Origin of the sequence: Yoonia sp. F2084L (assembly GCF_023015625.1) — a bacterium.
GTDB lineage: Bacteria > Pseudomonadota > Alphaproteobacteria > Rhodobacterales > Rhodobacteraceae > Yoonia.
This window is the reverse complement of the sequence record NZ_JALKAH010000005.1, coordinates 1-24,321: the sequence shown is the minus strand read 5'-3', so window position 1 is coordinate 24,321 and position 24,321 is coordinate 1. Positions and strand designations below refer to the sequence as shown.

The following is a 24,321-nucleotide window of genomic DNA, read 5'->3' as shown; positions in this document are numbered from 1 at the left end:
CTAGCGCGCCGCTGGGCTGGCAGGTTTACTGCTGAGAGCAAAGGCAAGTTGCGCCGCAGTTTCAATTGACCCAATGCTCTTTAGTCGTTCAGGCTGATAATGGTCGGCGTTGTGCAGCAGATTGATGGTGCCAAGGAACTCGCCCTTCAAGATGACCGGCAGATTGATAACTGACCCCAGTCCAAGTGAAGCGATGAAAGCGTGGTCCGGGAAAACATCCGCAAAGCCGTCGACGGAATTGGCAACAAATGTCTTGCGACGGTCGATGACGATCCCGGTCCACCGGTTTGGAACAATGTCTTTCAGGCCGGATCTTGGGTAGTTTCGCTCGTCGCTTGTGTAGACACGCGCAGCAGTGCTTTTGCCATCGGACTTCAGGAAGAAATGCGAACAGGAAAACAGTCTGTGACCAATGACATCCTGGCAGAGCTGATCAAGGGCGGCGAAGGGGTTTTCGCATGCACCATCGCGTAATTCATTTGAATACGTAGCAAATGGATCAGTCATAGGCTGAAAGCTCCCGAGGGAATTGCGTCAGGCAGTCGTACCCAGTTTCAGTGACGACCACATCGTCTTCGATCCGCACACCGATGTCGCCTGCGCGGTAGAGGCCCGGCTCTATGGTAATGACCATGCCTTTTTGCAGTGGTGCTCGATTTGATCGCATCACTTGTGGCGCTTCATGAACGTCGCGCCCCAAACCGTGGCCCGTTTTGTGTAAGATAAGGTCGGCGTAGGGTGACGCGGCCAGCACATCGGTGGCAGCTGCGTCGATGTCGCCAACTGCGTTACCTGGGTATGTCGCTTTGCGTCCTGCGGCGTTGGCCGCACGGACCGTTTCATAGAGGGCTGCATGATCGTCACTTGCGTGCCCACAAAAAACCGTTCGGGTGATGTCGGCGTGCATGGATCCGTAGCTTGCCCCAAAGTCGATGAGCAATGCATCACCCGGTTTCACCGCGCGCGCGCCTGCGTCACCATGCGGGTCGGCTGCTGCACCTCCGGTCAAGACGATGGGTTCAAACGCAAAGCCGGTCGCACCATGCGCCAGCATCGCCGCCTTGAGTTGCCCTGCGATCTCGGCCTCGGTCCGCCCGCCAATGCCATTGTCATAAGTCTCGCCCAATGCGGCCTCGCTGATCGCAATAGCGCGGCGTAACTCTGCGATTTCGGTGGCATCTTTCAGCAGTCTTAGGCCTGTGAGCGCCCCATCAGCATCGCACAGCCTTTCGACCGGCCAGTGCTTTCGCAGTGCCAAGTATTCTGCCGCCCGCATACGTAGCCCTTCGATGCCCAGAGTGTTACGGGTTCCGACAGCGCCCGCCAGGGCCACGAAAGCGGCGTTTGGGCCGTCAGCATCTTCCCAGTAGAATGTTTCGGCGTCGGGCATCGCCGCCGCCCATTTCTGTCGCTCCAAAGCGGGCATCACGGCAAACTTGCCGCCATCACAGGTCAGTGCAAACAGTGTTGGCCGCTCCATGAGGTGCATTTGGACACCAGTCAGATAGCTGAAATTTGAGCCTGGGACCAAAACAACGGCGTCGATATTTGCCTTTGTCAGCAAGTCGCACGCTCGTACTAATCGGTCAGCAGGTATTGTCATGATGGTTGTTCCGTCACAGTCGTCGGAGAGACAATGCTCATCTTGTGGCCAAAGCGGGGGCCGAGGCGACGCTGCACAATACCGGCCTCAAACATAATCGACTGCACGACCGCGACATCACTTGCTTCGGGGTCGGCTTGGGTGACGGCATCAACCACGGCGCGTAGTCGGTTTACCGCCTTTTCCTGTTCCAAGGGGGTTAGATCCGGAAAGAAATAAAGTTGCTTGAGACGAACAGATGCATCTTGAGCTTCAAGGAAATACTTTTCCAGAAATCTGTTCTCTGACAAGGCTGCCAGATGCTTGTATAGCCCCAGCTGCGCTTCAAATGCGCCTCTGGTGTCGTTCACTGCCAAGCCGTGACGATAGGTTTCGATGAAATCAGATAGGTCATCTGGCCGGGCGGTTCCGTTCATTGCAACAGACCGCAAGAGACCGCGCGCCAGCAACAAGAATGTATCGAGCAAAGCAGGTATGTTGTGCAGTGTCAGAGGTGCGACGATGGTGGTGCGGTTTTGCAGGAATTGTACGAAACCTTCGTTTGCCAACAACAACAATGCCTCCCGAATAGGGGTGCGCGATACCTCATACTTTGAGGCTAAAGCGACCTCATCAAGCGCTGATCCCGGCTCGATCTGCATCCACATAATTTCATCACGCATGCGCTCATAAACCAAAAGCGCGCCACGCTTCTTTTTGGGTGTCTCGCCATCTTGCGTTCGGGGTGGTGTTGATTTGCTATCCATAGAAATAGTTTGCATAAAGTTTGCATAATGTGCAAGCATTGAGTCGAATAAGGTTGAAAAAAGAGGGAGTCACCCAAATGAAAGCTTTAAAGAGATCACTCGTAGCAACGGCATCCGTGGTCGCGATGACTGGTGCTGCTTCAGCTGAGGGCACGATTGCCTATTTCGCGGCCACATCGCAGAACGGCTTTAACCAAGCGACTTACGAAGGCGTGCAAGAAATAGCCGCTGAGCGTGGGTATGAGACAGAAATTCTGGATGGCCAGTTTGATGCCGCTTTGCAGTATAGTCAGATCGAAGATGCGCTCGCCTCCGGCAAATACGTCGGCATGATTGTGGCGCCCAACGATTCAGTCGGCATTGCGGGCGCATTCGAGCAAGTCATTGCAGAAGGCATTCCCATCGGCACCGTGCTATTCCCAATCGGGCCTGACCTGAACTCGCTTGATCCACAGGTTGATGGCATCACGACGACGGCCGCATCACCCCCGGTTGCTGGTGCAACGATACAGGCAGAGGCGGTTGTCGATCACTGCGCAGACAAGGCCCCATGTCGTGTGGTCATCATGATCGGCGGCAAGATTTTTCCCTTTGATAACTTGCGTCTGGAAACATACGAATCCGTACTGGGCGCGCATAACAATATCGACGTGGTTGCCGTTGGTGAGGGCTTTTATTCACCTGATCCCAGCTTGCAGGCAATGACTGATATTCTGCAAGCAAACCCGGATGTTGACGTCGTGTTGTCCAACGCTGACCAGCACCTTGTCGGTGTTGAAATCGCGCTTGAAGCTGCGGGGGTGAATGTCGCTGATCTCTACCTTTCCGGTGGTGGGGCAGCCGCGATTGCGGTCGACGCTATCCGCGAGGGTCGTTGGGATGCGACCTTGGCTTATTTCCCCAAAACCATGGGCGCGCTCGCCATGGAACAGATCGCAAATGCCATCGAAGGCAAGGACGTTGTCCAGTCCATCAATATGGATGAGGCCGGGCCCGTCCAAGCGATGATTGATGCCGCTGTGCTGGAAGCCAATCCAGACTTTGGCGGCGAGTGGGAACAGTAAGCAAGTGAATACCTGAAGGCGGCGGCATGCTGCCTTCAGTTTCGTCACGAAAGGATCAAGACCGTGAGCAAGAATTTTCGTGTGTCAGCAGATATTGGCGGCACTTTCACAGACATCGTCTATCAGGACGTGGAAACCGGACGTTGCGGTGCGGCCAAGGTTCTGTCAACGCCGGACAACCCCGCGTTGGCTGTGTTGAAAGGGATTGATCAGGTTCTTGGCGCCGATGGCACCCTCGCGTTTTTTGTTCATGGTACCACAGTTGGCTTGAATGCGCTTTTGACCCGCAAAGGATCCAAGGTGGCGTTGCTCACAAATGAGAACTTTCGCGATATCTATACGATCCAAGGCAACAACCGGGGCGAGATTTTTTCGATCCAGTGGGACAAGCCAGAACCGCTGACACCGCTTGAACATACCTACACTGTCGCGGGTCGTATTGCAGCTTCCGGCGAAGAACTTGATCCGTTGCGCCTCTCGGACCTTGATACGCTGGTCGATGCCTGCAAACGCGAAGGGTATGAGGCTATCGCGATTTCACTGCTGTTTTCATTCAATAATGCAGCCCATGAAATCGCGGTCCGCGACTACCTGGCAGCGCGGTTGCCGGATGTTCAATTGGTCATGTCGCATGAAGTGTCGCCAGAATGGCGCGAGTTTGAGCGCACCTCTACCACTGTCACCGATGCCTATCTGGCCCCGGTTGTCCGCAAATACATCGCGACCCTTCAAAACGAGATGGGTGACAGGCTGCCCGATGGCGGATCGCTGCATGTGATGGAATCCAATGGCGGTGTCATGACTGCCGCGACAGCCACGCAAACGCCCCTCCAAACCCTGCTATCTGGTCCTGTCGGCGGTGCAATTGGCGGCAAATCCCTTTCAAAGGCAACGGGGCGCGGTAATCTGATCTGTGTCGATATGGGGGGTACGTCTTTTGATGCCTCGCTGGTCATTGACGGTTTGCCTTCCACTTCGAACGAAGCATTGCTGGAGGGTCTGCCGCTGCAAATGTCTGTCGTGGACATTCATGTAATCGGTGCCGGTGGCGGCTCAATTGCCTGGAAAGAGGCCGGTGCTGCCCGTGTCGGACCCCAGTCTGCGGGATCAAAGCCCGGACCGGTTTGTTATGGTCTTGGTGGTACTGAACCGGTTGTTTCGGATGCAAACCTTGTCTTGGGACGTCTTGATGGCGCCAATTTCGGCGGCGGTGAAATGATACTGGATCGTGATGCAGCTGCTGCGGCTCTGGCGGAACTGGGTGACGACTTCGACATGAATGCCGAAGAGATGGCGCAGGGTGTGATCGACATCGTCAACGCAAAGATGGCCGATGCGATCCGCACAATCACGATCCAACGTGGCATCGACCCGCGTGAATTTTCGCTTGTCGCCTTCGGGGGCGCCGGCCCTGCGCAGGCCGCAGCCTTGGCCCAAGAGCTTGAGATCAAAGAGGTCATCATCCCCGTGCATCCCGGTGCCTTTTCGGCGTGGGGCATGTTGCAAACGGATGTGAAACACGACTTCAAAGAGACGCTTTACAGCTTTTGGGATCAGATTGATGTGGCAACGTTGGATACGGCCTTCGCCGGGCTAGAGCAGCGCGGTCGCACATTCTTGGGGGATGAAGGCATTACCGGTGACCGTGTCGCTTTTGAACGGGCCATTGATTTCCGCTATTTTGGGCAAGAATACGTGCTGACGATCCCAATTGCCGAAGGCGCGATCAACATGGACAAGATCCGTGCTGACTTCGACGCCGCGTATTTGCGCCAATATGGTCACAACAGTCCTGAAAACCGGGTTGAGATGGCCAATGTCCGACTTGCGGCCCTTGGCCGTCTGGAACGGCCTGCAAATGCCCCACCTTTGCCTGTTGCCGCCCGTCCGGAGCGGTCTCGGGACGTTTGGTTTGCTGGCACAGCACATCCCACCCGCATCATTGACCGCAACGCCCTGGACGATGGTGATGCCGTGCAAGGCCCCGCGATCATCGAGGAAGTGACGTCGACCACACTGCTGCCGCCGGGCTGGACGGCACAGCTGATTGAAGGCGGTCACATGACCCTGACCAAGGAGGACGCCGCATGAGCCGGGCAGACCCAATCACCACCGAAGTGGTTCGCAACTTTGTCATTTCCTGCGCCGAGGATATGAATGCCTCGCTGTGGCGTTCTGCCCATTCCGCGATCATTTATGAGGGCAAGGACAGCGCCGTCGCGTTGATGGATGAACACGGTAATATGCTGGGTCAATCGACGGGTGTTCCTTTGTTTATCGGCGCAATTGATGTCTGCGTTCGTCACGTCAAAGACTACTACGGTGACGATATCCACCAAGGCGATATCTTCATCATGAACGACAGTTATATGCAGGGCACACACCTGCATGACGTCACCGCCATTGGTCCGATTTTCCATGACGGAGAACTGGTTGGCTTTGGTGCCGCCCGTGCCCACTGGAATGATATTGGTGCGATGGATCCCGGGTCTACCATGTCGTCGCAGAACATCTATCAAGAAGGTCTGCGCCTTGGGCCAACCCGCATCATGAGCCAAGGCAAACCGATCCGTGAATGGTATGACCATCTTAAGCTGAACACGCGTTTGGAAGGGGCCACCATTGGTGATCTTGGCGCGCAGGTTGCTGCCATCCGCACAGGTGAGACGCGCCTTGGGCAACTTCTGTCCAAGATTGGGTCCGCGACATATCGGGCGTCTTGTCAGAACATCTTTGAACAGGCCCGCCGCATGGACAAGGCCGCGATTGCCGCACTGCCCAACGGGACCTGGAGCCGCGAAGGATATCTGGACAATGATGGTGTGGGTGATCAGCCTGTGAAAGTCGCGTTGACCCTGACCGTAAAGGATGAGGATCTGATCATTGACCTGACCGGCACGTCTGGTCCTGTTGCGGGTTCAATCAACTGCGGCGCCAGTCAGACAGAGTCGTTGCTACGCCTTGCTTATAAGACCATGATTTCGCCCGAAGGTGCGATCACTGGCGGTGCGTTTGAAACGATGCATGTTGTGATGCCCGAAGAATGTCTTTTCAATGCAGGCGAACCTTCGGCCTGCGAGTGGTATTTCACTGGGCTGGGCTTGCTGGCCGATCTCTTTATCTCATGTCTGTCCGAGGCCATGCCAGAGCGGTCAACGGCTGCGCATTATGGCGACTCGATGGTGGTTGGCTTCTTCTCGGTCGACCCCAAACGCGGCCAGTGGATTTCCATTGAACCCACTGCCGGTGGCTGGGGTGGACGCGCCGACAGTGATGGCGAAAGCGCGTTGATCAATCTTGTGAACGGTGGCTTCCGCAACATTCCTGCCGAGGTGATGGAAACAAAGTTCCCGGTGCGGCTGGAAGAGTTTTCAATGCGTCCCGACAGTGCTGGACCGGGTAAGAACCGTGGCGGATTGGGCGTTGTCCGGCGTTACAAGATGCTTGAGGATAATTTTGGAGCAATCTGGTTTGAACGGTCCAATACGCCTGCCTGGGGCCTTAACGGTGGGCAGGAGGGCCAAGGTCCTGAAATCAACTTGACCTTTCCTGATGGCACCGTGGATCACCCTTTGAAAATGCGTGCGAGCGCCTTGCCAGAAGGCACAATCGTCGAGTGCAAAACCGGCGGCGGTGGCGGCAATGGTGACCCCATGCAGCGCGCCTTTGCCGATGTCGCACGCGATGTGCGTCGCGGTCTTGTCAGCCCAGAGGCCGCCAAAACGTACTACGGTGTTGTCATCCAGCCCGATGGCACCGTTGACCAGTCGGCATCGGTAATAAGGTGACCGGCAAGCCGATCCTGTCAGCGCATGACATCAAAGTGCGTTTCGGCGATGTCAGTGTATTGAGCGGGGTGAACATTGATATCCGCCCCGGAGAAATACACGGGCTGATAGGTGAGAACGGTGCAGGCAAATCCACTCTCGGAAAGGTGCTTGGCGGATACTACCGTGCAAGTGCTGGTCGCATCGCCGTTGATGGCCACGTCATGGACCGCTGGGATACCCCAACAGCACTTCAAAACGGCGTGGCCATCATGCATCAGGAACTGCAACTGGTGCCGGCATTAACAGTGGCCCAGAATGTTTATCTGGGCATTGAAGATCACAGGCGCGGTGTCTTGCGTGGTACCGAAAGCAAACGCCTTGAGACCTTGATGGCTGAATGTGGTCTCCGGCTTGATCCCCGTGCCGTTACCGCCGATCTGACAATTGCTGATCAACAAAAGATCGAGATTTTGCGCGCACTGGCGCGCAAAGCGCGGGTGATTGTCATGGATGAACCTACCTCTTCGCTTTCCAAAACCGAAGTGGATCAGCTGCACCGCATCATGCGCACGCTGCGCGATGAAGGTCGCTCAGTTATCTATGTCACCCATTTTCTGAACGATATTCTTGATGTGACGGACCGTGTGACTGTGCTGCGCAATGGTAAGATGCTGCATACCACAGATACTGCTGACGAAACCAAGGAAACAATGGTTTCGGCCATGTTGGGTGGCGTCAAATCCGAAACGCTCTATCCACCCAAGCCGCGTAATCATGGTACCGTCATGCTGTCCGTGCGCGATCTGCAATCGCCAAATGGTACCCAGGTTGACCAGCTGGAAATCCGGGCGGGTGAGATTGTGGGGCTTGCCGGGCTTGTCGGCGCTGGCCGGACCGAGATTGCCCGCGCCATTGTTGGCGCTGATCCGGCGACAGGCACAATTGAGATTGCAGGCAAACCGCTGACAAAACGGACAATCCGTGCCGCCACTCAAGCCGGGATCGTGATGGTGCCTGAAGACCGCCGCGGTCAGGGTTTGGTCATGACATTGCCGGTCCGTGCAAATATATCGCTGCCCCATCTCGATACCCTGTCCAAGACCGGCATGCTTGATCGCAGCGCCGAGACCAGCCTTGCAAAGCGGCTAATTGATCGTTTTGGCGTCCGTCCGGCGACGATTGACGGCGACGTATCGAACTATTCAGGCGGGAACCAGCAAAAGGTTTTGATTGGCAAATGGATCGCAGACAAACCGCGTGTCCTGATCCTTGATGAACCCTCTCGCGGGGTTGATGTGGGCGCACGCGAAACCATTCACCAAGAGATCGTACGCATGGCAGCGACAGGTGTCGCGATCCTTGTCATCTCGTCCGAGATTGACGAAGTCCTGGGCCTTGCGACGCGTGTCATGCTGGTTGATCGGGGCCGGATTGTCGATGAAATCGACCCCGACACCGTGACCGAAACCGATGTGCTTGCCGCACTTTTTCAACACCAAAGCACCAAGGACATCGTTGCATGACCCGCGCACAAACACTTACTTTCCTGCAAAACTATGCGGTCCTGATCCTGATCGCGATCCTGATGGTCGCACTGTCCCTTCTGTCTGACAGTTTTCTGACCGGACGTAACCTGTTGAATATCCTCAACCAAAACGCACCGCTGGCGATCATGGCTTCGGCGATGACCTTGGTGATTATCGCCGGTGGGTTTGACCTTTCTGTTTCGGCGATCTTTGCCATGGGGTCGGTCACCGCAGCGTGGATCGCATTGAACGTCAATCCTTATCTGGGCCTCGCGTTGGCACCGTTCGTCGGGCTGGCACTTGGCTATGTCAATGGTCTCGCCATCACGTTCCTGCGCGTGCATTCCTTTCTTGCGACCATTGCGACGGCGTTGATTTTCAAGGGGATCGCCGTTGCAGTCTCTGATGGGCGCCTTATCTCGGTGCGGTTGGATGAATTCACATGGCTCGGGCGCGGCAAGTTTCTGGGTGTGTTCAACTCTGTCTGGATCATGGTCATTTTTGCGCTGGCGCTGACCTTCCTTTTGACACGCACGACCCTGGGCCGTCGCATCCTGTCAGTGGGTGGAAATGAAGAGGCTGCTATCCTGTCAGGCATTCGCACCGACAGGGTCAAGATCGCAACATTTGCTATCGCAGGATTTGCCGCCGGTCTTGCCGCGATTATCAGCACTTCGCGTGTTGCGCTGGGGCAAGCAACTGCTGGTGAGGGGTTGGAGCTTCAAGCTATTGCGGCCGTCATTCTTGGAGGCACTTCGATTTATGGCGGCCAAGGTGCGATCTGGCGGTCGCTTGCGGGTGTTTTCCTGCTCGCCCTTGTCAACAACGGCTTCAACATCCTGAGCGCCGATCCGTTCTACCGTGACTTGACCATGGGTCTGATCATTCTTGCCGCCGTCGGCATCTCTGCCATTGGGCAACGCCGATGACGCAATCATTCGCAAGACAATACCAGACGGAAAACCAATAGGAGCAAAGCAATGTCAAATACCAACCATGAATGGGTCGTCACCGAATACACTGGAACCTCGGGACTCGAGCTTCGGGAATATACCCCCAATGAGCCCGGACCCGGTGAGGTACGTCTCAAGGTTGAGGCATTCGCGTTGAACTGGGGTGACATGGACCTGATGCAGGGAAGGTATTCCTTTAACTTCAGCCAGCTTCCAGCGCGTATTGGCTGCGAGGCGGTCGGCATTGTTGACAAGATCGGCGAAGGCGTGGCCGGCATAGAGGTTGGAGAGCGATACTGTTCATTGCCGTATTTCTACGACATGAATGGCGCCAGCGGCGATACCGTCATTCGCGAACCACGTTATTTGACCAAAGCGCCTGAAGGCCTGAGCGCTGTTGAGGCTGGGTCGATTTGGATGCAATTCATGACCGCCTATTATCCAATCGCCGAGCTTGCAAAGGCTGCACCGGGCGTGAATATCCTTGTGACTGCGGCCACCAGCACCGCCGGATACTCTGCGCTAGAGATTGGCAATCTTCTGGGTGCGAACATGATCGGTACGTCGCGGTTCGAATATAACCGCGAATACCTCATGTCAGGTGGCGCAAACCACGTCTATATTGGTGAGGGTGATGGCTTGCCGCAAGCTGTCAAGGAATTCACTGGTGGTACAGGCGTCCATGCTGTCTTTGATTCAATAGGCGCCGGGATGATCGCGCAATACAGTCAATGTCTGGCGAAGGATGCCCAGATATTCTCGTATGGAACCTTGGATGAAAACCTGCCGCAGTTGCCTATGATGGACCTTTATCAGGCGAACGCGACATTCAAACCTTACTCACTCTTTCACTACATCGAAGATGAGGCGTCGAAAAAGACCGGCCTTGATTTCATGTACAAAGCTCTGGCCGAGGGCAAGATCAAGCCGAACGTCGATAAGGTCTTTGCTATGAAGGACTTTCGTGAGGCGTGGGAGTATCTGCGTGCGCCGCGCGAGAGCCATGGCAAAGTCATGATTGAGGTTGGCGCTTAAAGCGTTTGATGTCTTTGACGATCTTCTCGCCAGGGCTCTTCGTTGTCTTCCTCATCTGCCACTCCTCAGTGGTTACGATGAGCAACAAACACTGTCTTAGCAAATCACACGATTTGGCCCCATAGGCGCTGACGTCAGACAGCGATGCTGAAAAAGACGGCGGATATGATCAACAGAATGCCGAGACCGAGGGCGCTTAGGCGTCGAACTGGAGGATGCGTTGGCAATCGCCGAGTCCACCGAGATCTAGAAACATCGGGTCGCCTTCGCGGGCGGCCCATAGCTGACTTTCATCGCATGTGTTGACGCCGCGCTGCAGCTTTCCAAAAGCCGAACTCTGCGACGCAGTTCTATCCTTCGCTTTCGTTGCCCGTATTCCTTAAGTTTCCTCTGTGCCTTAGGCGATCGAGCGCGATGCCTCTCGTGTGCCGGTTTCATAGGCTTCGCAATGCACGATCAGATCGGCAAACGGCATCGGCCGCGCCAGACCGTAACCCTGCAACACATCGCAGCCCAGCGAGGCCAGCCGGAGGGCGTGTTCCTCCGTCTCGACACCTTCCGCCACGACCTCCACATTCAATGCAGCCCCGATGTCGATGATCTTCTTAACAAGGTCCAGATGACGTACAGACTCGACAATGGGGATCACGATTGATCGGTCGATCTTCATTGCCTGCGGATTGATCGCCATCAGACCAGCAAGCGAGGCGCGGTCGCTTCCGAAATCGTCAATCTCGATCTCGATCCCGTGGGCCGCCAGCTCGTCAATGGCCCAGCGTACCGATTCTGGCGGGTTGTCCAATGACATCGACTCCAGAAGTTCAAGCGCAATGGTTGTATGCATACCGATGCGGCTCGAAAGATCATGCGCCAGACCAGACCTCAACAGACGATCAGCGGTGACGTTGAAGCTGACCTTCGGCAATGACAACCCCCGCGCCGCAAGGGTCTCCAAGTCTTCGGCGACCTTTTCAAAGAGAATGTCGTCGATTGTGCCGACCAAGCCGAGATCGTCCGCTACTTCAAGGAAATCTCCGGGCGAGATCCAGCCCATATCCGGTTCATGCCAACGGCAAAGCACCTCTACCCCGCGCAGAACCCGCGTGCGCGCGTCGAATTGCGGCTGGTAGAATGGCTGGAATTTCTTCTGATCGATAGCCTGAACCAATCTGTCAGACAGGGCCTTGGTCTGCGCGGTCAAATCGGCAAGATCTTCGGTGAAGAAGGAGTAAGTGCCCCGACCGCTCCGCTTGACTTGATAAAGGGCAAGGTCGGCATTAATCGCCGCCTGCATCGCATCAAAACCGGTGTCACGCCCCAGCGCGATGCCGATGCTGGCGCCCACGTTGCAACGATGCCCTTTGAAATCCATCGGGGCCTTGATAAGACGGATCAGCCGCTCGGCCATCGCTTCGGCTTGTGCTGTGGTGTAGACGCCGGCCCACACAATCAGGAATTCGTCCCCACCGATCCGATAGCAACGCGACTTTGGCCCGGCGCAATCCTTGAAAATGGCTGATGCAGTGGTCAGGACAAAGTCGCCCGCCGCATGGCCCAGTGCATCGTTGATCGTCTTGAAGCGGTCGATATCGACCTGCATCACACAAAAATCGGTCTGCGCTTTGGCGTTGGCTGCGGTCATCTCCTGCAGATCGGCATCCGCCTGCCGTCGGTTGGCAAGTCCGGTCATGCTGGATGACGCAGTGATCCTTCTGGAAAAAGTTCCGGCAAACAAGCCCACCCATCTTGTTTGTACAGTTGCTGGCAAGTTGAATGCTGAACGTTCAGCCACCTCTCACGACCTCAAGCGCCACCTTGAAGGGACCGGCCAAGAGCGGGAACTGAATATCCGGGAACTGCCCTTGTCTCCAGAAGCCCGTGATGCGGTTCTGGCCTACTACATGGATGTGGAACGCGCCCAGCGCCCGGATGGGCCTTATGAGGGCTTCACCGGCTTTGCATCGAAGGCCACGGAACACGCTTGCCGCATCGCCGGTGTACTGACCATCTGGGCCCACCCTGAGGCCGCCCAAGTGAATGGGGGGTATATGGGGAATGCCATTGCGCTGGCAGACTACTACCTGAAAGAGGCTGTCCGGCTCTGTGGCGGTGCCTCTGTCCCTGAGGGGCTGTCTGAGGCTGAGGCCTTGCGGCAGTGGCTCTTGGCTAAGGCACAGGACGTGGTGTCTGTCCGTTCTTTGGTGCGGCGCGGCCCATCCTCTATGCGCAACACAACCAAGGTTCGGGCCGCTCTTGCTGTCCTTGAACGTCACGGATGGGTAGTGCCTCTGGGGGACGGTGCTGAGGTGGATGGCCACAAGACAGACGAGGCGTACAAGGTGGTTTCCGCATAATCCTATTGCGACACTGCGACACGCGACATCTGCGACAAGTCATATTCTACGGGGGCTGAGGGATGTGTCGCATGTCGCAACGCCCGCCATTCCATAATTGAACTGGTGTTGCACACAAGCGCCTAGGGGCACAGGTAGAGTCGCGCCTTCACAGCTTTCTTGGGTCACTCCCCCGCGCAAAATGCTATCCGCAGGTTGACTCCAATCACACCAACATAGACGTTTCGGGGATAGTGCCATTGGAGAATACGAATTGAGTTACGGCCTTAAAAACGCGAAGATGATTTCCGCAAATCGAATATTTCTCGATTTAGAAAACCCAAGAGTGGCAAATCCTTTTGAGTCCGAAGACGACGCCATCGCTTGGCTTTGTGACAATGAGGACGTCCTGACCTTGGCAAAGGACATCCGAGAAATTGGGCCGAATCCACTAGAACTTGTTGCGGTTATGAAAAAGGGCAGCAATGCGTATGTGGCTCTTGAAGGAAATCGACGCGTTTGCGCGCTCATGCTCTTGAACGACCCTGACCGTGCGCCATAAAAGTACAGAGATCGACTCAAGGTAGCGTCAGAAGGATGGACGCCGCTTACTGAATGGTTCTGCGCCGAATTCGCAAACCGTGATGACGTGCAGATATGGCTGGACCGAATTCATGGCGGCAAAGACGGTGGCAGGGGGCGAAGCTCTTGGGACTCTGACGTCAAGACTAGGCGAACGACCACGACCTCATCCCGTTCCAACAGGTTGCCACTGAACTTGATAGATTACGGTGTAGACAATGGGCTTATAAGCGCGGACGATAGTAAGGCGAAGCTAGCCATAGTTCAGCGTTTCTCAAGTAATCCCGTCTTCAAGAATATGTTGGGCCTCACGGGTTCCAGTAGTGGCTTCTCTTCCACGATTCCAAAGGAAGACTTTGACAAGCTTCTTGGCCAGTTATTTGAGGACATCGTGGGCAAGGAGTTTAAGGCCCATCAATTCAATAAGACTAGAGTAGAATCTTACGTTAACGACGATTTGGCAAAGGTTGGCGTTTCTGGCCAACGGCAAGATCCAGAAGTGCTCTTTGGGTCAGGTGGAAGGTCAGCAAGTGGCACCAAACCCACAAAGCCCAAAGTGCTCACAAAGATTTCTCACTCTCTAAAGCTGGAAGATGGCCTATCAAAACTGGGGAACTACAAGTTACAAAAGCTCTATTACTCGCTGACAAAGGTTTCCGCAAAAGACCACTGCCCACTTATGTACGTAGGATTTTGGTCGCTGGTTGAGTGCTTGACTGCTCTTGATGGAAGGGACCCCAAAACTTCCTTCACGTCATACTTAAGCGCCCTTCGGCTAGCCGAAATGGGGTTCGGCAATAAGGATAAGACAAAGTTCCTAAGAACCGCTCTCGGAAGGGTGGCAGAGTTTGGCAATGGTACCAAACATGACGGTGAAGCTGCGGGATTTGCGTATGAACAGTTAATAAATGATTCTAAGGTCATTGAAAAGTTGCTCGTGGAGCTTGTTAACCGGGTGACCGAAGCATCAGATCGTTGACAGTGGCCGACGTTGCCGCGGTCCGGTACACGTTCCATTAACTGCAATACTTTAAGGCACTGAAGCCATGGCACGGACAGCATCACCATTAAGATATCCCGGCGGCAAGTCTTGCCTTGAGCCGCTCATAACTCGCTTCCTAAAACTCAACCGTCTTGAGCTTGAAAACTATGCCGAACCTTATGCAGGCGGGGGTGGCCTTGCACTGTCGCTCTTGTTTTCCGGCAAAGTAAGCGACATTCACCTCAACGACGTTGACCCGGCTATATGGGCCTTTTGGTGGAGTGCACTGAACGAACCCGACGAGTTCTGCTATAAGATTGACAAAACGCCGGTGTGCGTTCCGGAATGGCACATACAGCGCGAAATCTTCAAGTCCCAAGACTTATCTGATCCACTGTCACTTGGCTTTTCCGCATTCTATCTCAACCGAACCAATAGATCAGGAATAATCAAAGACGCTGGTGTTATTGGTGGTTTGGACCAACGTGGCAACTACAAGATCGACTGTCGTTTCAATCGTGAAGGCTTAGCAAACCGCATCCGTCGTATAGCAAAGTACAGAGACCGCATTCATCTCACACGCCGAGACGCATTAGACTTCTTACAGCAGAATTGTTCTAAGCTTCCTGAAAAGAGCTTCGTATGCATCGATCCACCTTATTTTAAGAAAGGGTCAAGCCTATACACGAGCTTCTACAACCCCGATGACCATGCCATTCTTGCAAATGCCATTGTTCAAATCGACCGCCCTTGGGTTGTAACCTATGACCAAACTCCTGAAATTACGAAATTGTATCGCTCTCGGCGGCAATACTCTTTTGATATCAACTATTCAGTCGAAACTAAGCGCAAGGGCACAGAAGTACTGATTGTTTCTAAAGGTCTCAAAGTGCCGTCTGAAATCCGGGACCGGCAAATCAACATTCCACAGTACAGAGCGGCCTAAAAATCCAGAGGCTGGAAATGCTCACTCGAAGCCGCGATAGCCGAACACAACAGGGTCGGCTGTCGATATCAAAAAAGGTAATTTTTGAAAAAATTGGCGCGACAAGGGAACCCCGGTCCTTAAAGCGAATGCACTTAAGATGAGACTACCCCCCTCCCTTACGTCCGCTGACAGTAAAAAACCTGCCAAAATGACATAGTCGGGTCAGCATAAGCATTGACATCACACTTCGAAGACCCCCCCTGAATCTTTGAAACCAAGAAGTCAGCAGGTAGGCGGACAGTTGCAATCGCCTTTCCTTCGGGCGGGAATTGGGGCGGCACCCAAACCAATTCTCATTTCCACTTATGGGGACGGATATGGGGACCGCCAAAGCGGCTCGCATCCCAGATAGTGCGTCAAAAGCCTTATTTATTTAATAAAAATGCGAGAGTATGGATGTTATTAGTGGCGGACTGGGGATCATCCTAACATATCAACTAAAGTACTGGGAAAATTGCAATAAAAGAAGAAAGTCATACTTTATACCACATTTAATACCACGGCAGGCTAGGATTTTTGGATTTCTCTTTGCCAACGGTCATGAATCAAAACGAGTCTAAGCTTTCGGCAGACGTCGCAACCAGCTTTTGCAATTTGGCCGCAAGGCCGGACATTTGCTGCGTCGGCAGATTCGGTAGGAATGGCAGTAGAAGAACCTGAACTGTGAGTTATACAGTCAAAAGCGATCGTAGCTGCGAAACACTCGAACGGGAATGGATAGTAATGGCATACGAAGAAAATCTGGATCGCTTCAAGCGCGAAAACGAAGCCGCGTTGCAGGGCGGCATCATCGCCTTAGACGAAGATGAAAAGAACGTCATCTATGTCGCCTTGAACAAGAAATATCGGCTTGGCGATCCTGAAGAGTTCGTTCGCGCAAGCGCCTACGCTTCGCTAGTACTCGACTACGGTTACTCACAAGAACAAATCGATATCGAATTCACAGTTCCGCACCGCGTCCCCAACATTCATTCGGATATCGTTGTCTTCAAGGACAAAGCCAAGAAGACACCGTACATTGTGGTTGAATGCAAGCGCGAAGAGGCTAGCCAAGGCGAGTTGGATCAGGCAGTCGAGCAAGGCTTCGGATACGCCAATTCACTGAAAGCCGATTTCATGTGGATGACATCAGGCATCCGCAACGATTACTTCAAGGTATCCGGTTTCGGCGGCGCTGAACGCATCGATAACCGCATTGCCGACCTTCCCAAAGAGGGCAAGGAAGAGGCTTCGCGCGCCAAATACACCAAGGGCGGCAAAGATGGTTTTGAACTTGAGATCGTCGAAGAAAATGAACTGACGCGCAAGTTCAAGCAAGCCCATGATGCATTGTGGGCAGGCGGCAAACGTAACCCGTCTGAAGCCTTCGACGAACTCGACAAACTCATCTTCTGTAAGATTTGGGATGAACGGACTAATCGTAAGCCGGGCGAACCCTACGAGTTTCAGGTATTCACTGACGACAAGGGTGACGATCTGAAAAAGCGCATTCAAGCACTTTACCACAAGGGCCGCGACAAAGACCCAGAAGTCTTCAAGGAGGATATCCGCCTTTCCAATTCGGAGCTTCAAACCGTCGTCGGCTATCTCGCCGGTACAGACCTTGGAAAGACCGACTTGGATAGCAAGGGCCGCGCTTTCGAAACCTTCATGACCGGCTTCTTCCGGGGCGAATTTGGTCAGTATTTTACCCCGCGCAACATCGTCAAGTTCATCGTCGATGCCTTGCCGATCAATCATGATTCCGTCGTAATCGACACGTCATGCGGCAGCGGCGGCTTCTTGCTGCATGCGCTGGATAAGGTGCGCCGTGAGGCCGACCAGATGGCCGATGAGGGCTACTTCGAAATGGCATCGGTCCAGCATCACAAGCATTGGCACGACTTCGCCGAAAACAACTTGTTTGGCATTGAGATTTCCGAAGGCATCGCCCGTACGGCGAAGATGAACATGATCATCCATGATGATGGGCATACCAACGTCATCGCCTTTGACGGGCTTGAACCAATCGATACCATGCGCGCCCGGACTAAGAACCAAGGCTTCAAACCGAATAGCTTTGACTACATCATCACCAACCCGCCCTTCGGCGCGAAAGTAAAATTGAACGAAAAGCGCTATCTCGAAGATTATGATCTCGGTTGTAAGGACGTCGATTGGATCGACGCCAAGCTGAAGAACGTAACCGTCAAACAGAAGAAGGTTGGCGAAAAAGACTTCATCCGCCGCACCCTCTTGGACAAGGCGCGCGACCAACAGACTACCGAAGTGCTGTTCATCGAACAATGCCACCGCTTCCTGAAGCCCGGCGGATATATGGCGATGGTCATACCCGATAGCATCCTGACCAATTCCAGCATGCAATATGTACGCGATTGGATCGAAGAGCATTGGCGCATTGTAAGCGTCGTATCGCTTCCACAATTTGCCTTTGCGGCCAATGGCGCGGGCGTCAAAAGTTCGGTCCTTTTTCTGCGCAAGCATGACGCAGCAACCACAATCGCCATTCAGCGCGCCAAGGAAAAGGCGCAAGACGATATCCATGCACGCAAGAACGGCGGCAAGGCGCTTGAAAAACTGATCAAGGAAAAAGCCTCGAAGCTTAAGAAGGGTGATGCCACCATTCAGCATATCGACCAAGAGCTACTGGCCAAGCTGGATGCATTGGACGCCCAAGGCAATCTGACAGCGGATGCAAAGCGCAAGCTGAAGGCCGAAGCGGACAAGGCCAAGAAGGCACATGAGGTCAGCGAAGCCTATCAGCAATGGAAAACAGCAACATCGGAAGAATACAACGAGCGCATTGCCACCTTCCGAGAAACGCTGAACGACGAGTTCTTAACCGAAGTGAAGGCGAAAGTCGCCGACTATGAAATCTTCATGGCGATTGCTGAAGACATTGGCTACGACGCAACGGGGCGACCAACAGGAGCGAATGAACTCGATACAGTTTCCAGTGAACTGAGCCACTTCATCCAACACATTGAAAGTGGGGCGCCGCGCCCTTTTGCCTAAGCCCCGGCGTCGATGAAGAACGGTTCTTCATGGTCAGTTGGGGCAAACTTGAACGCAGGCATGATGCCCGCTTCTACCTTCCGCACTTTGTGCGGTTGGAAGAAAAGGTGCGTTTAAGGACCAACAGAAAGCTTCGAGATTTTTGCTTAGCAATGGCAAGCGGGGCGACTCCCAAGGCAGAAGAGAAGGAACTTTATTATTCCGACAACCCTGAAACGGGCATTCCTTTCATCCGGGTGCAGAACCTAAATATGAATGGCGATCTTGATACAAACGACGTCAAATTGATCAACGAGTCAACGCACAACGGAATGCTTGCGCGTAGCCATGTTCAAGAGAATGACCTTTTAGTGAAGATCACGGGCGTTGGCCGTATGGCCGTTTCGTCAGTGCCGCCGGTAAGTTTTGTGGGCAACATCAATCAGCATATTGCACGCGCAAAAACCCGAAGCAGGCTGGAAAGCCGGGCGCTTGCTGCGTTCCTTAACACCGACATTGGTGAAGCGTTGGCCACACGCCGAGCAACAGGGGGAACACGACCGGCACTCGACTATCCCGCCCTTCGATCCATCCCGATCATATACAACGAAGCAATATTGTCAGTCTTGGACAACGGGAACTCTCGTCGCAAAGTGGCCTTGGATAAGGCCGGCGCGCTGCTTGCCTCTATCGATGACTACCTGCTTTCTGAACTTGGCATCGTGCTTCCGGCAGAACTGGAAAACACTATAGGCAACCGCATGTTCCGCACGAACGCCCATGAACTTGGTGGTTGGCGATTTGATCCGCTCTTCCATTCGTTCAAGCTTTGGCATGCTATAGAAGCTTCGCCAACGCCGAGTGGACACCTTGGCACTTATTGCCGTTTGGCGAAAACTGGCTTTGCAGCCGGTGGCGACATGCAACTTCACGATGACGATGGCATCATTCAAATACGGCCAACGAACATCGGCGCAGATCGTCAGTTGAAGTTTGATCGCAATGTCTATCTTGATCGAAGCATTCTCACCCAACGGCCAACCGATGTGCTGAACCGTCGGGAAGTGCTTTTCAACAACACCAACAGCCAAGAGCAAGTTGGAAAAACATCGTTCTTCGATATCGAAGGCCCGTTCGTATGTTCCAATCATATTACGCGTATCTTGACCAACGAAGCGGTACTGGTGCCGGAATATCTGACCGCCGTGCTGAACACCTATCAGCGTTTAAAGGTTTTCTACAGCATTTGCACGAATTGGAACAATCAATCCGGCGTCAATGTCGATCTACTGCGTAAGCTGGCGATACCTGTCCCTTCAGTTGAAAAGCAGCAATTAATCGCAGGTGAAATTAGCAAAATCTTTGATCAAGCCAATTCCCTTCGCCAAGAAGCCAACGCTGAACTTGATAAGGCCAAAGCCGAAATTGAAGCGATCTTGTTGGGGGATGCGGCATGAGCACAGTTTTCAATGGTGCCTTTGCTCCCTCAATCGGCGGCTTTCTAACGGTTCGTGGCTATGCCCGGCTGGCAGATATCGCCAAATGCTCTTTTGCCGACAACGCCTATCAACGCGATTTGAAGCCTGAGCACGTGAAAGAGATCAGGAAGTTCTTCAATGACGGCGAATATCTCTTCTTCCCTGAAATCATCCTGTCCGTTCAGTTGGACGTCGATTACGACAAATCGGGTGCACCGTCGGGCGGCGATCCGTTCCAATTGATCCGGGATGGCCAGCCCTTCAAATCGAACACCAATGGGTTAGATATCAAGCCGCGAAAGCCCCGTTCAAGCGCCGATCTAACCCGCTATGAAATCAGCATGCCGGACGGCGAAAAGCTGTTCAAACGCATCGATGGCAACCATCGACTCAGCGCGTTTGAGGCACTAAAAGACGTGGAATTCGACCGTTACGTTGCACCCTTTTGCTTGGTGTTTTTCGGTAACGCTAAGGACGCCCGTCGCAACGAAAAGGCACTATTCCACAACATCAACTCCAAGGCTTTGCCGCTCACTTCTGAAGAGGTGTTCAAGGGGATCGTAGACGCCACAGAAGACTTTTCCAATAGCGATTTGAATGATCGCTTTGGGCCGGAGTACCTTCAATGCCGCCAACTCAAAGACCGGCTGGACTTTACATACCTTTCCAACCTGAAGAGCGTTTTCGGCAAGTGTGCGGGACAGAATGAATGCACCAGGTCGGTGTTGATCCAGTCATTACAAGACGTACGCAAACAAATTGACCCAACCGCGAGTCTAGACAGTGAAGCCGTCTTTGAAGCGATAAAACACATCAATGACACCTACAGCGACAAACGTTTGCAGACATCAACGGCGCAAGGACTATTTGCTGCGTTCATGTTTTTCCAGTTGAGTGCCGACCGGTCACGGGGCACCTACGAACAGTTTACAAATTGGGTCTTGCGAACGCACCAATACGAACTGCAATCGATCCACGCTGCGGACTTAGTTAAGATTTTCGGCAAGATTGCCCAATCGCGCAAACGTCAAGTGTTTGTATCTATGCAGTTCAGCGAAGACACCAAGCCCAACTTCGACGCCATCAAAAGCGCGGTCGATGATCTGAACAAGGCCCACGAACTCGACATCGAAATTCGGCCAATTCGTATCGACCAATTTGACACCGGCTATTCCTACGGAATCAACGCTGAAGTGTTACGTCTGATCGAAGATTCTGGCCTTCTGATCGCAGACCTCACGCACGGAAATAAGAACGTCTATCAGGAAATTGGTTACCTCATGGGACTGAACCAAGGCAAAGGCTTTGCCCATGAGAACTTCCTTCTGATCCACAATGGTTCGATTGGTGACGTGAAGAAGGATATCGGATTCAACATTGCTGGGATCAAGCAATTGCGCCTGAACGACACCAACAAGCTTCGCGAGGCGGTGAAGGAGCAGGTTTCAAAGTTTTATGGTTTAATGTGAGGACGTAGAGAATGGACGCGAAGGCCCACGATCTGAATTTTGTTCTGGGGCAACGGCAACAATGGGTCGTGCCTGTGTATCAGCGCCATTATGAGTGGGAAACGGATGCTGACAAACAAATTCCAAAATTGTGGGATGATCTTCGCGACAAGGCCGTTGAACGGTTGGAGGAAGACCGCACGCCACTGCCCCACTATTTCGGCGCGATAATATACGCTGAACCGAGCAAGCAAGCATTTGGAGTAGTGCCGCTTCGTTTTCTAGTAGATGGCCAACAACGGATAACGACGTTTCAGATCGTGCTTGCCGCAATTCGTGAGGCAGCTCGCAAACTGGATAACAAGCGCCTAATCGAAGTTGCAAACACCTATTTGTTCAACGACGAAAACAAGGGCATGAAGGACGCCGAAAAGGAGCGCTTCAAGCTTTGGTCGTCAGCATATGACCGCGACTTGTTCCAGAGGATTGCCACCAAAGAATACGCCGAAGTCGTAGCCTCATTCACACCAATGTATTTTCACGGCACGGGGCGTATCAAAAAGGGTGGCACACCCAAGCTTTTGCTCGCCTACCAGCATCTATACACAGAAATAGCTAGCTTCGTTACTGATCGCGTAGAGGTGGGCGACGATGCCGAGGCCGTTCTTGGTGCACTGCTTGAAGGCTTTCTCGCGGGGTTTCAAATCGTAATTATTCAACTGGACGAGAACGACGACGCGCAAGAGATTTTTGCTTCTCTGAACGGGCTGGGCAAGCCGCTTATGCCTTTCGATCTTATCCGAAACAGCGTCTTCCACCGTGCACGCAAGCTTGGGGAAGACGATGAAAAGTTATTCGATGGTCGGTGGAAGCTATTCGAAGAGCCGTTTTGGTCAGACGAAGTACGGCAAGGGCGACTCAAGCGGGCGCGAGCAGATCACCTGATAGCACATACGGTTGTAGCTGAAACCGCAAGGGACGCCAATATCGGTAAGATCGCAACCGAATATCAGCACTATGCCCGCGACCGCGCCTTTCCGACAGTTGCGGAAGAACTGGATGTGCTTATCGGCCATGCCAAGAACTATCGGCTTCTTGAAGAGGCTAAAGAGGGTTCTATAGTTGGGCGCATATCCAATGTCTTGAAGACTTGGGACTTATCTACGTTTCATCCCTTCGTTCTATGGGTGCTCAGCTACGTTCCCGACGAAAGTGAACAACGAAAAATCCTTGGGCTTCTTGAAAGCTATCTGGTCCGCCGCGAACTGTGCGGCCTGACCACTAAGAACTATAACAAGGTCACAACAAGTTTCATCCGTGCCGCAAAATCCGCTCCGGATGCATTCAACGCCTTTAAGGCGCACATGGCGTCGATGACAGGCGACATATCGAGAATGCCGACGGACGTCCAAGTGAAGGAAGCCGTGCTGCGTCGCAAAGCCTACGCGGTGATCCCGACACCCCGACTTCGGTTCATCCTTCAAAACGTGGAATACGGTCTTCGCGACAAATTCGACGAAATGACCGTTTCGACCTCAGACTTGACCATCGAACATGTGATACCCCGCAAGTGGGCTGAACATTGGCCATTAAGTGATGGAAGCAATGCAACCCACGAATCAAGTTTCGAGGCGATGATTGCGGGTATGCCCATGGATGACGCTACGAAAGGTCTGGTCGAAACCCGCGCTCAAGCAGTGGACACAATAGGAAATCTCACGCTCTTAACGGGGTCACTGAACCCAAGCTTGGGTAACGCCGGTTGGGTGAAGAAGCGTGAAAAGCTGTCCAGTTCGCTGCTTGCCCTAAACCGCATGGTCGCGAAGGTAGAAGACTGGACCGAAAAGAGCATTGAAGCGAGGGCCGGGGCGATTGGCGACGTGATTGTCAGTCGCTGGAACGCACCAACAAGCAATGAGTGATTGCTTGAATTTCCTTGGCGGTTTCACGCCCATAATGCCGCGCTCACGGAAAAGTTGGCGATAACTTGTCGAATTTCGACTTGATTGACGGTTTATTGAACCCTGGAAAGTGCTGAGACTCCGACTGGTTCTGTTTACCGCGTAGCGGCGGCTAATGTGGCTTTAAGCGAATGTCGATCCTGTTTGGCTAACTGCTTAATCGAGTTTGATCTTCATGGGACAACATCCTGATCTCATCCACCTGTTCGCGGTTTGTGAGCGTGCCATAGTTGTTGAACGTTGTTGTTACATCCGAATGCCCAAAGTTCTGGCTCCACGCTTTGAACGCACGCGGCGTGAGGCAGATGTCCATGCCGACATGAGTAAGCATGTGGCGGAAGCTGTGTGGGCCATAGGCGGGCATATGGAGCCTCAGAAATGCACTCCTGACTATCAACCGGACAGAGCCAGTCTGAGACCAGTGCGCCCTTGTGACAGCGTCTGACGTGAAGTTGCCATCTTCATCTCGTTCTCGACCGGTTTTTGGAAACAATGGGTCTTCAGGCCCGAAGTGCTTTTGATCGTAGAGGTATGCGACCCAATTGCAAAACGCTTCCCATAGGTCCGGCTCAGCAACGTAGAACGCCGTTAGGAACGTCTTTGCTCCCTTGGTGTCCACATCGCGGGCATCTTGCAACACGGTCCTCTCCTCAAGATTCACCCGCTTCAGTTTGAGCGTTGTCGTTGCCTTCACCCGTGCGCCTGTCATGATGAAGAAAGCGATGATTGCGCGATTGAACCGCGCCGGGTTTGCCGGAGGCTGATTTGTCTTAGTTACGCGGCCATGTCTGATCTTTCCAGAGCCGCGTAGAAGTTTGCCTCGGCTTCTGCAGGCGGGATATTCCCGATGGGTTCCAG

At 53.5% G+C, this 24,321-nt stretch carries 18 protein-coding genes and 1 pseudogene; 14 read left to right on the top strand and 5 right to left on the bottom strand.

Going from position 1 to position 24,321, the window contains the following annotated elements; translation table 11 throughout:
• The 3 genes from MWU60_RS14170 to MWU60_RS14160 are packed head-to-tail and all read right to left on the bottom strand — an operon-like array spanning position 1 to position 2,349.
• Positions 1 to 507 carry a GAF domain-containing protein gene (locus MWU60_RS14170; RefSeq protein WP_247228045.1) on the bottom strand — a complete coding sequence of 169 codons (507 nt, stop codon included), beginning with the start codon at positions 505 to 507 and terminating at the stop codon, positions 1 to 3.
• Entirely contained in the window at positions 500 to 1,603 is a 1,104-nt protein-coding gene (locus MWU60_RS14165) for a Xaa-Pro peptidase family protein (protein ID WP_247228044.1), read from the bottom strand. The genes MWU60_RS14170 and MWU60_RS14165 overlap by 8 nt, the downstream gene beginning before the upstream one ends.
• Complete coding sequence (locus MWU60_RS14160) at positions 1,600 to 2,349, bottom strand: GntR family transcriptional regulator (RefSeq protein WP_247228043.1); 750 nt, start codon at positions 2,347 to 2,349, stop codon at positions 1,600 to 1,602. The genes MWU60_RS14165 and MWU60_RS14160 overlap by 4 nt, the downstream gene beginning before the upstream one ends.
• Before the next feature lie 77 nt (positions 2,350 to 2,426).
• On the opposite strand from MWU60_RS14160, the gene MWU60_RS14155 reads away from it, so the two are divergent.
• The 6 genes from MWU60_RS14155 to MWU60_RS14130 all read left to right on the top strand — a co-directional run bounded on the left by MWU60_RS14155 (position 2,427) and on the right by MWU60_RS14130 (position 10,697).
• Positions 2,427 to 3,413 carry a sugar ABC transporter substrate-binding protein gene (locus MWU60_RS14155; protein WP_247228042.1) on the top strand — a complete coding sequence of 329 codons (987 nt, stop codon included), beginning with the start codon at positions 2,427 to 2,429 and terminating at the stop codon, positions 3,411 to 3,413.
• Positions 3,414 to 3,476: 63 nt separating this feature from the next.
• On the top strand, positions 3,477 to 5,504 hold the full coding sequence (locus tag MWU60_RS14150) for a hydantoinase/oxoprolinase family protein (RefSeq protein WP_247228041.1): 2,028 nt from the start codon (positions 3,477 to 3,479) through the stop codon (positions 5,502 to 5,504).
• Positions 5,501 to 7,201, top strand: coding sequence for a hydantoinase B/oxoprolinase family protein (locus tag MWU60_RS14145; RefSeq protein ID WP_247228040.1), 1,701 nt, complete (start codon positions 5,501 to 5,503; stop codon positions 7,199 to 7,201). The genes MWU60_RS14150 and MWU60_RS14145 overlap by 4 nt, the downstream gene beginning before the upstream one ends.
• Positions 7,198 to 8,706, top strand: a complete 1,509-nt coding sequence (locus tag MWU60_RS14140; protein ID WP_247228039.1) for a sugar ABC transporter ATP-binding protein — start codon at positions 7,198 to 7,200, stop codon at positions 8,704 to 8,706. Before MWU60_RS14145 ends, MWU60_RS14140 begins: the two co-directional genes overlap by 4 nt.
• The gene (locus tag MWU60_RS14135) at positions 8,703 to 9,638 is read left to right on the top strand and encodes an ABC transporter permease (RefSeq protein ID WP_247228038.1); all 936 of its coding nucleotides are present in this window, start codon (positions 8,703 to 8,705) and stop codon (positions 9,636 to 9,638) included. Before MWU60_RS14140 ends, MWU60_RS14135 begins: the two co-directional genes overlap by 4 nt.
• A gap of 51 nt (positions 9,639 to 9,689) precedes the next feature.
• Positions 9,690 to 10,697 (top strand): zinc-binding dehydrogenase, encoded by a 1,008-nt coding sequence (locus tag MWU60_RS14130; protein WP_247228037.1) that lies wholly within the window; start codon positions 9,690 to 9,692, stop codon positions 10,695 to 10,697.
• A 397-nt stretch (positions 10,698 to 11,094) separates the two neighbouring features.
• On the opposite strand, the gene MWU60_RS14125 is transcribed toward MWU60_RS14130, so the two are convergent.
• Positions 11,095 to 12,387 carry a bifunctional diguanylate cyclase/phosphodiesterase gene (locus MWU60_RS14125; RefSeq protein ID WP_247228036.1) on the bottom strand — a complete coding sequence of 431 codons (1,293 nt, stop codon included), beginning with the start codon at positions 12,385 to 12,387 and terminating at the stop codon, positions 11,095 to 11,097.
• On the opposite strand from MWU60_RS14125, the gene MWU60_RS14120 reads away from it, so the two are divergent.
• The 8 genes from MWU60_RS14120 (at position 12,386) to MWU60_RS14085 (ending at position 23,424) form a co-directional block, all read left to right on the top strand.
• A complete protein-coding gene (locus MWU60_RS14120) occupies positions 12,386 to 13,051 on the top strand; it encodes a DUF3987 domain-containing protein (RefSeq protein WP_247228035.1) in 666 nt (221 codons plus the stop codon). The two genes, MWU60_RS14125 and MWU60_RS14120, sit on opposite strands and share 2 nt — an antisense overlap.
• Positions 13,052 to 13,304: 253 nt before the next feature.
• Entirely contained in the window at positions 13,305 to 13,592 is a 288-nt protein-coding gene (locus tag MWU60_RS14115; protein ID WP_247228034.1) for a hypothetical protein, read from the top strand.
• Between the two features lie 204 nt (positions 13,593 to 13,796).
• Entirely contained in the window at positions 13,797 to 14,591 is a 795-nt protein-coding gene (locus MWU60_RS14110; protein WP_247228033.1) for a hypothetical protein, read from the top strand.
• A 67-nt stretch (positions 14,592 to 14,658) separates the two neighbouring features.
• Complete coding sequence (locus tag MWU60_RS14105) at positions 14,659 to 15,540, top strand: DNA adenine methylase (protein WP_247228032.1); 882 nt, start codon at positions 14,659 to 14,661, stop codon at positions 15,538 to 15,540.
• Positions 15,541 to 16,245: 705 nt separating this feature from the next.
• Positions 16,246 to 18,597: an N-6 DNA methylase gene (locus MWU60_RS14100; RefSeq protein ID WP_247228031.1), complete on the top strand. Its 2,352-nt coding sequence runs from the start codon at positions 16,246 to 16,248 to the stop codon at positions 18,595 to 18,597.
• Positions 18,598 to 18,626: 29 nt separating this feature from the next.
• Positions 18,627 to 20,033 carry a restriction endonuclease subunit S gene (locus MWU60_RS14095; protein WP_247228030.1) on the top strand — a complete coding sequence of 469 codons (1,407 nt, stop codon included), beginning with the start codon at positions 18,627 to 18,629 and terminating at the stop codon, positions 20,031 to 20,033.
• A complete protein-coding gene (locus MWU60_RS14090; RefSeq protein WP_247228029.1) occupies positions 20,030 to 21,523 on the top strand; it encodes a hypothetical protein in 1,494 nt (497 codons plus the stop codon). The genes MWU60_RS14095 and MWU60_RS14090 overlap by 4 nt, the downstream gene beginning before the upstream one ends.
• A gap of 11 nt (positions 21,524 to 21,534) precedes the next feature.
• Positions 21,535 to 23,424 carry a DUF262 domain-containing protein gene (locus MWU60_RS14085; RefSeq protein ID WP_247228028.1) on the top strand — a complete coding sequence of 630 codons (1,890 nt, stop codon included), beginning with the start codon at positions 21,535 to 21,537 and terminating at the stop codon, positions 23,422 to 23,424.
• Positions 23,425 to 23,611: 187 nt separating this feature from the next.
• Here the strand turns inward: MWU60_RS14085 and MWU60_RS14080 are convergent.
• Positions 23,612 to 24,321: pseudogene (locus tag MWU60_RS14080) on the bottom strand (hypothetical protein); the annotation flags it as partial.